The following is a 13,415-nucleotide window of genomic DNA, read 5'->3' as shown; positions in this document are numbered from 1 at the left end:
AATCAGCGAAACATGGCGCTGATGGATTCAGCATTGCTGATACGACGCACGGATTCGGCAACCAGCGGAGACATATCCAGCTGACGGATACGATCCACGGCACGGGCAGCCGGGGTCAGCGGGATGGTGTTGGTCACAACCAGCTCATCCAGCTCAGAGTTGGCAACGTTTTCCAGTGCACGACCAGACAGCACCGGGTGAGTCGCATAGGCGAACACCTTGTTGGCACCCTTTTCTTTCAGAGCAATGGTAGCCTGGCACAGTGTCCCGGCAGTATCGACCATATCGTCAACCAGAATACAGGTACGGCCATTCACATCACCGATGATGTTCATGACTTCTGCCTTGTTGGCTTCCGGACGACGCTTGTCGATGATCGCCAGTTCAGCGTTCAGACGCTTGGCCACCGCACGGGCACGGACAACACCGCCATGGTCAGGCGAGACAATGACCATGTTGTCGAGATTTCTACGCTCGATATCATCCAGCAGGACCGGAGAGCCGTAGATGTTATCAACCGGAATATCAAAGAATCCCTGAATCTGGTCGGCATGCAAGTCAACAGTCAGCACACGGTCAACACCCACGCTTGCGATCATATCGGCAACGACTTTGGCACTGATGGCTACACGGGTTGAACGGGGACGACGATCCTGGCGGGCATAACCGAAATAAGGAATAACGGCGGTAACACGGGCAGCAGAGGAACGGCGCATGGCATCGGCCATGACCAGGAGTTCCATCAGGTTATCATTGGTCGGTGCACAGGTGGACTGGATGATGAAGACATCCTTGCCGCGCACATTTTCCTGGATTTCAACAGAGACCTCTCCGTCACTGAAGCGTCCCACACTGGCTTTTCCCAGTGGGATATGCAGGTGATCGACGACCTTCTGAACGAGTTCCGGGTTAGAATTACCGGCGAACACCATCATCTTCGACACAGTAGCACCTTGAGTCTCTTTGCAGTTTGGAAAGCGTTATCAAGTACGCGGGTACAATTGATGCCTATGCTTGAAAGTCTGGCTGGGGTGGCAGGATTCGAACCTACGAATGACGGGATCAAAACCCGTTGCCTTACCGCTTGGCGACACCCCAGTTACGGTCATCATTTTATAATCTACCCGGCTCCCTGCCAGCGTTGCGATTATCCCCGATGGCCGGATCTTTCGCAATATCATCAGCCTTCAGGGCTCGTTCACTGAGTCACCGTTTGAAGGCGGCGCTACTCTACAAAGTGACACAAAAACTGTCAAACGCGGAATATGCATACTTTATGCGGGATTTACGCTAACGCGACAACTGCCAGCGTCGAATCAGCAGCGTGACTTTAATGTCGCCTTTCTGCAATTTAAGTCGTCCTGGCAATTCGTAGCCAGACGTGACGCCAAACCGGTCGAATACGATCATCCATCCCGCCTGATTCAGTGATTGCAGCCGATTCATGTCGTTCAACTGCAAATCCGCATAGCTTCCCGGGGCAGGCACACCTTTGACCCAATACTGCAGCAAACGAAACGGTATCACCCAACCGGTCTGCTGATAAACCAACGTTTCGAGCGAAGGCCCCATAAGAACGCCTTCATCAGGCACGGTCATAACGACATGGCCCGGGGCTCCCTCAATACTGGCAAGACTCTGCCCAAAGGGGCCGGTCAAATAAACGGTATAACTGCCCGCCTGTTCTTCCCACTCCAGCGTGGCACTACCGGCTTCCGAGGCCGTTCTGACGCCCAGCTTTCCCGACAGTTGCCAGTGATCCAGCGCAGCCATCGCCTCAACATGCTCCTGCCAGGATCGCTGTTCCACATCCTGCGACAACGGGGCACGGCCAGCACATCCAGCAAGAACCAGCAGAAACAACAGACCGGCCCAATACCGGACAGCACCCAACAGACGACACATTTGCTGAACACCCTTCAATAAACAGGCCCGCACCAACAGGCACGGGCCAAGTCGAATATCAATAAAAACTTCACTTAACAAAATGAACGCAGAGACTTATTGTCCGCCCTGAAGACGTTCCATGGTTTCCTTGAGTATTTCACTATCAGGCTGCCTTTCCAGTGCCTGCTCCCAGAGCAGCGCAGCCTCCTTACGGCTGCCCTTGACCCAAAGAACCTCACCCAAGTGTGCCGCCACCTCTGCATCGGGCATTTTCTCATAAGCGGCACGTAGGTAGCGAAGCGCCTTCTCATAGTCCTGCTGCCGATAGGCTACCCAACCCATGCTGTCGATGATGGCCGGATCATCCGGCTTCAATTCATAAGCCTTGCCGACCAGCTCTTCCGCCTCATCAAACCGTTCGGTACGATCAGCCAGGGTATAACCCAGTGCATTCAATGCCGCCGCATTCTCGGCATCAATCGCCAGAATGCCTCGCAAATCTTTTTCCAGCAGTGCCAGGTCGCTCATTTTTTCAGCCAGCATCGCACGGGCATAGAGCAGGTTAATATTGTCGGGATAGGTTTTGATCGCCTTATTCAAAACCTCAGCGGCCTGCTCATAAGCCCGCTGCTCAATCAGCACATCCCCTTCCATCAGGTAAAACTGCGGCACAAACGCCGGATAAAGCTCACGGGCAGCCCGCAAGTCTTTTACCGCCTGGGGCCACATTTCGTGATCCGCCAGCATTTGCACCAGTGCAGCATAAGCCGGGATCAGCTGTTTGCCCACACCCACATTCAGATAGTGCTGACGCGCCAGCTGCCAGTCATCCTGCTGCTGAGCCAACCGTCCCAGGTAGAACTCAGCCAAGCTTTTGTGGCTATTAAATGCCGCCAAACGTTCAAAATAGCCCACTGCTTCTTCCGGCATATTATTTTCAAACGTGATTAATCCCAGCGATAGCAAAATATCCGGTTCATTCGGTGACTGGAGCAGAAGAATCTCAAACTGTTCCTGAGCCTGATCCAACTGCTGTGCATGCACAAGCACCCGTGCATAAAGGAGGCGTAAACGGGTGTTATCCGGTGCATCTTCGATATAATCCGCCAGGAAGCGACGGGCATCGTCGGGTCGCTCCATGGCCATTAACACCCGCCCCTTGAGCATAACGGCCTTGAGGTTGTCCTCACGCTTCAAAATACGGTCGCAGAGCTTAATCGCTTCGGCATTACGGCCGTTGTATTGCAGCAATATGGCTTTCCCCAACAACACCTGGCTATTGTTTGGATAACGTTTGAGGGCCTGATCAAAGGTCGCGATTAACATGTCGCGCTCTTCCTGCCCCTGATCAGCCGCACTGACAGCGACAAATTCAAAACTCGCATCGCCGGCCATTTCCAGCACCCGCAACATTTCGTCGGCTGCGACCTGGTACTCACCGGCACGGGCCAGTTCGATGGCACGGGCCTGGAGTGCTGCAGGGTTTTCTGCATCCACACTCGCCCACAATTCAGCCGCATCTCTGGAAGCCTGCCGTGCACCAATGTAGGCAGCAATTTGATAAGCGCGCTCCGCCAGACCAGGATCACCGGTCTTGTGGGCCTGCTGCAGGTAATTCCCCAGCGCCAGATCAAACCGCTGGTTATGTCCGGCCACTTCGGCCACCAGCAGATCGTAAAGGGTATCCGGTTCAAACGAGGCGACAGGCTCGCTGCTTTCCTCGACGGTTGCCTGCCCGTCGTCCGTCCCCGGGGGTGACATTGAGGCCAAATGGGCGCAACCGGCAAAGGCTACCGTCGCCAGAAGTAACGGAAGATAACGCAGGCGGGATCTGATCTTTAACAACGTGATATTCTTCTTTCCGGGAAACCGAGCCTGGTGCAATAATGACACAAGCGCTGTAACAAACACATCCCGCCCCAAACACAAGATTTGCAGTTGACGTATATCCATAGGAAAATTCTGCTTTCTCCATGCTTCCCTGTGAGGCTGTCATTCCCGGTGTGAATCGGTTATACGACGATAGGACAGGTGACAATCAGGGCTCAGTAATTTTAATACTAGCCTGAGTTACCGGAGAAGAGGGTGGCAATATCAGAAGTTTGCAGTACAGCGAAAAAAGCCATTCTGCAGACTAGGCTGGAAGGCTACTACCGTGAAGCTTTAGCCAGCTTGTGAGTAGAGACAAGAACAAGGTACCTGACGAATTTTATGGGATTCCTGGCAGTCGGCATCAATCATCAGACAGCACCCGTCGGCCTGAGGGAACAGATTGCGTTCTCGCCTGAGCAGCTGATTCCAGCCCTGCAGGATGCCTTGCAGCTGGAAACGGTCAGCGAGATCGCGATACTGTCAACCTGCAACCGCACAGAGTTGTACTGTTTCGGGGATGTCAAACCGGAACGGCTATACCTGTGGCTGTCTGACTTTCACCAGATTAACAGTCACACACTGGCACAATACGCCTATGCCCACACTGAAGAGGCGGCCATCCAGCACATTATGCGCGTGGCCTGCGGACTGGATTCTTTGGTTCTGGGTGAGCCCCAGATCCTGGGACAAATGAAATCTGCCTACGCAGTCGCTCGCGAGGCCGGGGCAACAGGCACACACCTGAGCCGTCTGTTCCAGGGCACCTTCACCACCGCCAAACAGGTACGCACACACACGGCGATTGGCGAAAACCCGGTATCGGTGGCTTACGCTGCCGTCACCCTGTCACGCCAGATATTTGCCGACCTGTCTGATAACACGGCCCTGCTGATCGGGGCCGGAGAAACCATTGAACTGGTGGCTCGTCACCTGAAGGAACAGGGCATTGGCAATGTCATTGTCGCCAACCGGACACTGGAGCGCGCTCTTAAACTGGCTGAGAGTGTCAACGGCCATGCTATTTTGCTGTCTGATATCCCTGAAGAACTGCACAAGGCCGATATCGTCATTGCCTCCACTGCCAGCCAGCTGCCCATCCTGGGCAAGGGTGCGGTAGAGCGAGCCCTGAAAAAACGTCGCCATGCGCCAATCTTCATGGTGGATATCGCCGTACCCCGGGACATTGAACCGGAAGTCGGCGACCTCGCCGATGTCTACCTCTACACCGTTGATGATCTGCGCGAAGTCGTGGAAGACAACCTCCGCAGCCGTCAGGAAGCGGCACAGGCCGCAGAAGAGATCATAGCCGCAGGGTGTGACGCCTTCCTGAAGCGCATCCGCGCCATGGACGTGGTGGATATTCTCAAGTCCTACAGGGAACAGGCAGAAATCATCCGCGACCACGAAATCAACAAGGCGCTCCGCCTGATCCAGAGTGGCCGTCCTGCCGATCAGGTTCTGACCCAGCTGGCCCGCGGCCTGACGAACAAACTGATTCATACGCCCTGCGTCCAGCTCCGCAAGGCCGGCAGCGAAGGGGACACCGCCTCCATCGCCTTAGCCAGGGATTTTTTTGATCTGCAGATTGCCGACACCCTGGAACCTACCCCTATCAAGCCTGCGCCACTACAATCACGCCAGGCGACTGTATGGGCCGTCGACCCAACGCCGTTGAGCGACGTCCGCCCTCCTAAGGTAAAGAACCACTGAAATGAAAGCTTCTATCAGTACCAAGCTTGATAACCTGCAAGACCGCTTTGAAGAACTGAGTGCACTGCTCAGCGACCCGGAAATCATTTCCGACCAGAACCGTTTCCGCAGTTTCTCCAAGGAGTACGCCGAGCTGGAACCGGTCGTAAAATGCTATCGCGAATACCGCCAGGTTCAGGACGACCTGGAAGAAGCCCGCACCATGCTGTCAGACGCGGATCCTGACCTGCGCGCCATGGCAGAAGAAGAAGTTGAAACCGCACAGGCCCTTACCGAGTCATTAAGCCAGGAGCTGCAGGTTCTGCTGCTCCCCAGGGACCCGGATGACGCCAACAACGTTTTCCTGGAAATCCGCGCCGGCACTGGCGGTGATGAAGCGGCCATTTTTGCCGGCGACCTGTTCCGGATGTATTCCCGCTATGCCGAAAGTCAGCGCTGGAAAATTGAAATCCTGAGCGAAAACCTCGGCGAACACGGTGGTTACAAAGAAATCATCACCCGGGTTGTCGGCCAGGATGTGTATGCCCAGCTCAAGTTCGAGTCCGGCGCCCACCGGGTGCAACGGGTACCGGCAACCGAATCACAGGGCAGAATTCATACATCAGCCTGCACCGTCGCCATCATGCCGGAGCCGGACGAACAGGAAGAGATCAACATCCGCAAGGAAGACCTGCGGATCGATACCTACCGCTCCTCTGGCGCAGGTGGCCAGCACGTCAACACAACCGATTCCGCCATCCGTATCACCCACCTCCCATCAGGCATCGTGGTCGAGTGCCAGGATGAACGTTCACAGCACAAGAACAAGGCCCGCGCCCTTTCCCTGCTGAACGCCCGTCTGAAAAACGCCCAGCAGGAAGCCCATGCCAAAGAGATGGCCGACCAACGGAAAAGCCTGGTTGGCAGCGGCGACCGCTCGGAGCGCATTCGCACCTACAACTATCCGCAGGGACGGGTGACTGATCACCGTATCAATCTGACGCTCTATAAGCTGCCGGAAATCATTGAAGGTGATCTGGCTCCGGTGATCGAACCGCTACGTCAGGAACACCAGGCTGAACTGCTGGCCTCACTGGCAGGCGAGAATTAATGCAGGTCAGGGATATTCTTCAGCGCGCCAGGGAATTAACCTCTTTGAGCAGCACGCCGGCACTGGATGTTGAACTCCTGCTCTGCCATGTACTGAACAAACCACGCAGCTGGCTGTTTACCTGGCCGGAATATGAGTTAACAGCAGATCAACTGGCTACAGTAAACCAATTGATTGATCAACGTCTGACTGGTCACCCTGTCGCGTATCTGATCGGCACTCGCGATTTCTGGAACCTGACACTGAACGTCAGCCCCGATACGCTCATACCACGTCCCGATACCGAGCTGTTGGTCGAACAGGCACTCGCCCGCCTCGACCCATCGCCCCACAAAGTGGCCGACCTGGGCACCGGCACCGGCGCCATTGCCCTGGCACTGGCGGCAGAACGGCCAAACTGGCAGGTGATAGGCACCGACCGGATTGAAGCCGCCGTCCAGCTTGCCCGGCACAATGCCGACATGAACGGGCTACGCCATGTGCAGTTCTACACTGGCACATGGTGTGATGCCTTACCTGACAAGGATTACGATCTAATTGTCAGCAATCCGCCCTATATCAGGGCAGATGATCCTCATTTACACCAGGGCGATGCTCGCTTTGAGCCCAGCTCAGCCTTGACATCAGGCATCGACGGTTTGGACGACATTCGAATCATTGCAAAGCAGGCATTGCAACACCTGAACCCCCGCGGATGGCTGATTCTGGAGCATGGCTATGACCAGGGGAATGATGTCAGAAACATCCTGAAGCAACAGCATTATACCGACATAGAAACCCTTCGTGATCTTGCCGGACATGAACGCATTACCCGGGGACGACGCCTTGACTGAAACACTCAGTGACCAGCAACTGTTACGCTACAGCCGCCAGATCATGCTGCCTGAACTGGATATCGCCGGTCAGGAAAAACTACTGAACAGCCGGGTGCTGGTGATTGGCGCAGGAGGCCTCGGCTGCCCGGTGGCCATGTATCTCTCTGCCGCCGGTGTCGGCACTCTCGTGATTGTGGATCATGACGAGGTGGATGAGAGCAATCTTCAGCGCCAGGTTGCCCACACGACACGTGACATTGGCAAACCCAAGGTTTTCTCCGTTACGGAATCACTTCATGCACTGAATCCCGATACGCGCGTGATGGCCATTGCCCGAAAACTCAGTGAGCCCGAATTGCTGGAAGAAGCCGGCGCCGCCGATGTCGTGCTGGACTGCACAGACAACTTTCAGACCCGCCACGCCATTAACGAGGCCTGTATCAGAACGGGGACCCCCCTGGTTTCCGGTGCGGCTATTGGTTTCAGTGGCCAGGTGGCAGTATTCGGCCTTGCCGATGGCCCCTGCTATCACTGCTTGTATCCTGACACGGACGACCATCAACAGACTTGCAGCGAATCCGGTATTTTGTCACCCGTAACCGGCGTGATCGGCTCCATTCAGGCGACAGAGACCATCAAACTTCTGACGAATGTCGGACAATCGCTGTCTGGACGACTCATGTTGTTTGATGCACTGAATATGGCCTGGCAGACATTGAGTCTATCTCGCAATGCCAGCTGCACAGTCTGCGGAACCTCTGCATAATCGTTTTATACAAAGACTCTTTTTTGCCAGAACAGGGACGTTAGGCTATATCTGAATGGCATTTCAGACCGTCGCGGTGCCGTTCGATGCAGGAAGATTACCCCCGCAATTTTACCGGCTATGGCGGACAACCGCCGAAGGTCCAGTGGCCCAACAATTGCCGTCTTGCCATTAGCTTTGTATTAAATTACGAAGAAGGCGCTGAGTCCTGTCGCCTGGATGGTGACCCTTCCTCCGAATCCTTTTTAACGGATTTACCGGGCACACGCCCCCTCTCATGTGCCAGACATTACAACTGTGAGTCTCTCTTTGCCTATGGTGCCTCCAGTGGCGCCTGGCGATTACTCAACCTGTTTGATGACTTTTCTCTGCCTGTCACCGTATTCGCCTGCGGTATGGCTCTTGAGCGCAATCTTCCTCTGGCACAGAAACTGGCCGAGTCCGACCATGAGATTGCAGGGCACGGTTATCGCTGGATTGATTACCGGGTGATCCCGATAGCCATTGAGAAAAGCCATATTCGCAAGACTCTGGAGGTCATCGAAAACCTGACCCACAAGGAGGTCGTTGGCTGGTACACCGGGCGACACAGTGAAAACACCCGTCGACTGATACAGGAGATGGGGTTGCTATACGACTCTGACGCTTACAATAATGACCTGCCTTACTATATTGATGTCGCCGGTCAGGCTCACCTGATTGTTCCCTATAATCTGGTCACCAATGATTTTCGTTATTCCACATCACCCGGCTGGAATAGTCCGGAGGACTGCCTTCAGAATCTGCGAGCAGCCTTTGACTGCCTTTACCGTGAGGGTGAGGAAAGCCCGAAAATGCTGTCGATAGGGCTACGTGGACGCCTGTCCGGGCAGCCTGGCCGAACAGAAGCTCTCCGTCGTTTTCTGGACTATGCGCTGAGCCACGAGGATGTCTGGGTTTGTCGCCGTATGGATATCGCCCGACACTGGCTTTCACACCATTCCAGCCATCACGATCAGGATGCTGGCGGCAATGAGCAGTTGCCTCAGTCAAATGCGCTTGACCTATCGATCACCGAATAAACGACAGAATCACCTTTATCGCTTTCCGGAGACAGCCCCTCTCCTGATGCCTATAATGCCCATCGGTTATGGGAAGCACTCAAACGGCAAACCGACAGAAAACGACGCTATCCGCCATCTTTGGCTTGAATCCTGCGTATAAGTACTATTCAGGAATTACAAAAGTTGAAAGATTCCAATATAGTTCACTTTTTTTATCAACTTTAGGGGCGTTCGTGTCATGATACATGGCACGGCAATTACTGGAGGCTGCATGGTCGAAGCCATTCGCCGATTTTTGAAGCACGAAACATCTGTTGGCATTCTGTTGATCGTGGCCGCCACGCTGGCGATGATCGCAGCCAATACACCACTGAATGTCTATTACGACCTGCTTCTGTCCGTTCCGATTACCGTGGCTGTCGGCTCTCTGGCCATTGCCAAGCCTATCCTGCTGTGGATTAACGACGGTCTGATGGCATTGTTCTTCCTGCTGATCGGCCTTGAAGTCAAACGTGAATTCCTGGTCGGTGAGTTATCAAGCCGTTCCCAGGTGATACTGCCTGCGATGGCAGCACTGGGCGGCATGGCGATACCCGCACTTTGTTATGCGGCGCTGAATTATGATGATCCCATCGGCATCAAGGGGTGGGCAATTCCTGCCGCCACCGACATTGCTTTCTCCCTGGGGGTTCTGGCCCTGCTGGGTAAGCGCGTGCCGCCTTCACTGAAGATTTTCCTGCTGGCACTGGCCATCATTGATGACCTTGGCGCTATCGTCATCATCGCACTGTTCTACACCACAGACCTGGCCATTGAGTCCATCGTTCTGGCGTCTATCTGTTTGACATTGTTGATTGCCTTTAACCGCTTTGGCGTATCAAAACTCGGCCCCTATATTGTTGTTGGTGTCATCATGTGGGCTTGTGTCCTTAAGTCCGGCGTACACGCCACACTGGCGGGTGTAGCCCTGGCATTTACCATTCCGATCCAGACCCGGAATGAATATGGCCGTTCCCTGCTGATCGACCTCGAACACAAACTGCATGGCAGCGTGAATTACTGGATACTACCGATCTTTGCCTTCGCCAACGCCGGTGTAGGCCTGAGCGTCGCCCAATTCCAGAGCCTGCTGAACCCGAGTCCCCTCGGCGTCATTATCGGACTGTTTATTGGTAAGCAACTGGGTGTCTTCGGATTTACCTGGCTGACCATCAAGGCCGGCATTGCCAAGTTGCCAACAGGAACCTCCTGGTCGCACATCTATGGCATGTCGATCCTGTGCGGTATCGGTTTCACCATGAGTCTGTTCATTGGCACGCTGGCCTTTGAAGAAACCGGCCCTGAATATTTGATCGCCGACCGTGTCGGGATTCTGGTGGGTTCGTTCCTTTCTGCTATTGTGGGCTATATCGTCCTGCGTTATTTCACGCCCAAGCCCGCAAGTAATCAGAGCAATTAACATCAATCCCCTACCTGAAGCTGGTCCGCCAGTTTCAGGTGAAACAATGACTGGCTCAATTCAGCCGACGCCTTATAATCCCCACCAACAATAAACTGTCTTCGGAGAGAAGCATGCAAGGCCGCGCGGTATTACTGGTCAACCTGGGATCACCCGACTCCCCAGAAGTCAGCGATGTCAGGCGTTATCTCAACGAATTCCTGATGGACAAGTATGTTATCGATCTGCCCTGGCCCCTTCGTCGTCTGATTGTCAGCGCCTTCGTGTTACCGAGCCGACCGAAACAGTCTGCTGAGGCCTACCAGTCAGTCTGGTTGCCGGAAGGCTCACCGCTAAAAGTCATCAGTGAAAAGGTCAGGAAAAAACTGCAGGCACAAACCGACATTCCGATTCGACTGGCAATGCGTTATGGCTCACCTTCTATTGAGCAAGAGCTACTAGCACTGGCAGGTCAGGCAGAGGTTAAAGAGATACTGCTGCTGCCCATGTATCCGCACTATGCCATGTCTACCGTAAAGACATGCATCGAAGAAGCACAGCGGATCATGCAAAAGCATGGCATCCGAAAAACATTAAATATCCATCCGGTTTTCTATAACCAGCCGGATTATATTCATGCACTGGTAGAAAGCGCCCGCCCTTGGCTGGAACAGGAATTTGATCATCTGTTGTTCAGCTATCACGGTGTACCGGAACGGCATATCCGCAAGGATGACACCACCGGCAACCACTGCCTGACACCTGACTGCTGCCAGAAACCTTCAACGGCTCACGCAACCTGTTATCGCCATCAGCTGTATGAGACCACTGCCGAGTTTGTGCGTGCTGCCGGTATTCCTGGCAACCGCTACTCCGTTGCCTTTCAATCAAGACTGGGCAAAGCCAAATGGCTGGAACCCTATACCGACAAGACCGTTGAGCAACTGGCCCGCCAAGGGGTGAAACGTCTGCTGGTGATGTGTCCGGCTTTCACGGCGGATTGCCTGGAAACCCTTGAAGAAATCGCCATGCAAGGACAGGAAATCTTCGAGGCTGCCGGTGGAGAGACATTAACGCTGATTCCCTGCCTGAACGACCATCCGGTCTGGATCAGTACGCTCAAGCAGTGGATTGAAGCGTAAGCCCAACAACATGACAACACCGGCTCATCAGGAGCCGGTTGTACCACTCAGGAAATTCAGCAGCGTCTGATCATCCATTGCACGTGCCAACACCTTGTTAATGATGGCATTCACCATTTCCTCATTCTGGCTATCGGATGGCGCCTTGATGGTACGGTAATGATCTTCTGAGACATAGCGTCCCGCATAACGCCGACCATCCTTCAGGATTTCAACCCGTATGGCCGCTTTCAGGTCAACGCCGGAGATATAATCCCCGTATGGCACCGCGTATGACAACTCGTCCATATAAACCTGCACCTGAGGAACTTCGGTGCTACTGACAGGCTCCATTCCCATGGATCGCAAGGCATTATCAACGGCAACTTTGATTGACTGGGCAAAATGCTCATCCAGGTAAATGAAATTGGTTGTTTTATAAATCCCACCTCGCGTACCGAGCTGCGGTGTCGTCCGCTCATCGTAGACGGTGACCGCCACAGGTCCGCTCAACTGAGCCGTACGCTCTGCAACCTTAATATCGGGAACAACCTCAACCGTCTGAGGTCCCAGGATACAGCCACCCAAGAGTACCGTCAGACTCAGGGGTAATAACCATTTTTTCATAAACTTTCCTTCAGCAATTCCATATTCACCTGATCGGTACATGAAATAAGTCGACGAATGTTCTGTGCAGAAAGGCTGTCAGAGTCCAGCATGGGCCAATATCGTAAAGCAATAAGGCTCTCGCTATCTATAACCTCTTTACAATTAGTCCGATATCAACTGCTTTATACTTCAATAAGTAGCGTTTTTCAGGGACAGAAAATGGATTTACGGATTTCCAACACCCCCAGTTCACCATCGAACAGGGGAGTCAATCAATCCTCACGCGCGGTGAGAACCAATGACGGCCGAATGCTAAAAAGTGCACATGTTACCGCGATGATGCCTAAACAACGGGGGAACACGGTTGCTGTCAAACCACTTAACGAGTGGCAGATTAATACAACACATGAACTCAACGCATTGATACGTCAAAACCAGCAAAAATCAAAGCCCTCCGTATTCAATGAACTGGCCTCCATAGGGCGTAGTATTGATCCCAAAAGGGCAGATGCTCTGGCACTTATCAAAGGTCTGGATGATGCCATTCGGAAACAATATTCCAAAAAGACCATCACACTTGAACAGACATTTCAAATACGCAGCATTATGACCGGAAAACTACTGCTTATTGCCAAAAATCCAGACAAAGTCAGTGAACTTAGCAAACCGCTTGTCACTAAACTGATTGGCCCTGAGCGAGCTAAAGACGTGATCAAGGCCATGGAGAAAACCATCGACAGGAATCTTGAAGCCCGCCTTATAAATCTGAAAATGCCTGATGTCCCCAATCACAAGCCCAAATAACAACTTTTGCTAAAAATCACAGGGTTGGAAAACACAACAATGGACGTTATATTACGCCAAACAGCCATCAACATACGTAGAAAACACTAATGGCATCACCAAGGCACAACAATCCGCCCACAGGGATCAGCAAAAAGACCTTCTTCGCTCCCGCACGCCTGCTTCTCCTACGGCCTTAGGGCAGCATAATTTTCTTCACCCCGGCCCCGCTGAGGCGCATCCAGAAGCATCGGACGCCTGAAACAGCACACAACACAGAC

General features: G+C 53.5%; 12 protein-coding genes and 1 tRNA gene. 8 read left to right on the top strand and 5 right to left on the bottom strand.

What is annotated here, in order from left to right:
* Window positions 1–2 precede the first annotated feature (2 nt).
* The 4 genes from ABD892_RS21965 to ABD892_RS21950 all read right to left on the bottom strand — a co-directional run bounded on the left by ABD892_RS21965 (window position 3) and on the right by ABD892_RS21950 (window position 3,840).
* Window positions 3–944: a ribose-phosphate pyrophosphokinase gene (locus ABD892_RS21965; RefSeq protein WP_395184381.1), complete on the bottom strand. Its 942-nt coding sequence runs from the start codon at window positions 942–944 to the stop codon at window positions 3–5.
* 79 nt (window positions 945–1,023) lie between these two features.
* Window positions 1,024–1,098, bottom strand: a tRNA-Gln gene (locus tag ABD892_RS21960).
* A gap of 192 nt (window positions 1,099–1,290) precedes the next feature.
* Complete coding sequence (lolB, locus tag ABD892_RS21955) at window positions 1,291–1,905, bottom strand: lipoprotein insertase outer membrane protein LolB (protein WP_345198317.1); 615 nt, start codon at window positions 1,903–1,905, stop codon at window positions 1,291–1,293.
* Window positions 1,906–2,001: 96 nt separating this feature from the next.
* Complete coding sequence (locus ABD892_RS21950) at window positions 2,002–3,840, bottom strand: tetratricopeptide repeat protein (protein WP_345198316.1); 1,839 nt, start codon at window positions 3,838–3,840, stop codon at window positions 2,002–2,004.
* A gap of 258 nt (window positions 3,841–4,098) precedes the next feature.
* Here ABD892_RS21950 and hemA point away from each other — a divergent pair, with 258 nt between their 5' ends.
* From hemA to hemH, 7 genes are all read left to right on the top strand, one after another.
* Window positions 4,099–5,469, top strand: coding sequence for a glutamyl-tRNA reductase (gene hemA, locus ABD892_RS21945; protein WP_345198315.1), 1,371 nt, complete (start codon window positions 4,099–4,101; stop codon window positions 5,467–5,469).
* Window position 5,470: 1 nt separating this feature from the next.
* Window positions 5,471–6,559, top strand: coding sequence for a peptide chain release factor 1 (prfA, locus tag ABD892_RS21940; RefSeq protein WP_345198314.1), 1,089 nt, complete (start codon window positions 5,471–5,473; stop codon window positions 6,557–6,559).
* Window positions 6,559–7,392 carry a peptide chain release factor N(5)-glutamine methyltransferase gene (prmC, locus tag ABD892_RS21935; RefSeq protein WP_345198313.1) on the top strand — a complete coding sequence of 278 codons (834 nt, stop codon included), beginning with the start codon at window positions 6,559–6,561 and terminating at the stop codon, window positions 7,390–7,392. Before prfA ends, prmC begins: the two co-directional genes overlap by 1 nt.
* Complete coding sequence (locus ABD892_RS21930; RefSeq protein WP_345198312.1) at window positions 7,358–8,140, top strand: HesA/MoeB/ThiF family protein; 783 nt, start codon at window positions 7,358–7,360, stop codon at window positions 8,138–8,140. The genes prmC and ABD892_RS21930 overlap by 35 nt, the downstream gene beginning before the upstream one ends.
* Window positions 8,141–8,226: 86 nt before the next feature.
* The gene (locus ABD892_RS21925; protein ID WP_345198311.1) at window positions 8,227–9,201 is read left to right on the top strand and encodes a polysaccharide deacetylase family protein; all 975 of its coding nucleotides are present in this window, start codon (window positions 8,227–8,229) and stop codon (window positions 9,199–9,201) included.
* A gap of 253 nt (window positions 9,202–9,454) precedes the next feature.
* Window positions 9,455–10,642 carry a Na+/H+ antiporter NhaA gene (gene nhaA / locus ABD892_RS21920; RefSeq protein ID WP_345198310.1) on the top strand — a complete coding sequence of 396 codons (1,188 nt, stop codon included), beginning with the start codon at window positions 9,455–9,457 and terminating at the stop codon, window positions 10,640–10,642.
* Between the two features lie 113 nt (window positions 10,643–10,755).
* A complete protein-coding gene (hemH, locus tag ABD892_RS21915) occupies window positions 10,756–11,763 on the top strand; it encodes a ferrochelatase (RefSeq protein ID WP_345198309.1) in 1,008 nt (335 codons plus the stop codon).
* Between the two features lie 27 nt (window positions 11,764–11,790).
* Here the strand turns inward: hemH and ABD892_RS21910 are convergent, their stop codons facing one another.
* The gene (locus ABD892_RS21910) at window positions 11,791–12,369 is read right to left on the bottom strand and encodes a YajG family lipoprotein (protein WP_345198307.1); all 579 of its coding nucleotides are present in this window, start codon (window positions 12,367–12,369) and stop codon (window positions 11,791–11,793) included.
* A 201-nt stretch (window positions 12,370–12,570) separates the two neighbouring features.
* Between ABD892_RS21910 and ABD892_RS21905 the strand changes: the two genes are divergently transcribed.
* Window positions 12,571–13,155 carry a hypothetical protein gene (locus ABD892_RS21905; protein WP_345198305.1) on the top strand — a complete coding sequence of 195 codons (585 nt, stop codon included), beginning with the start codon at window positions 12,571–12,573 and terminating at the stop codon, window positions 13,153–13,155.
* Window positions 13,156–13,415: the final 260 nt, after the last annotated feature.

It is taken from the genome of Kistimonas scapharcae (assembly GCF_039540975.1).
Lineage (GTDB): Bacteria > Pseudomonadota > Gammaproteobacteria > Pseudomonadales > Endozoicomonadaceae > Kistimonas > Kistimonas scapharcae.
This window is presented reverse-complemented; position numbering and strand designations above follow the sequence as displayed.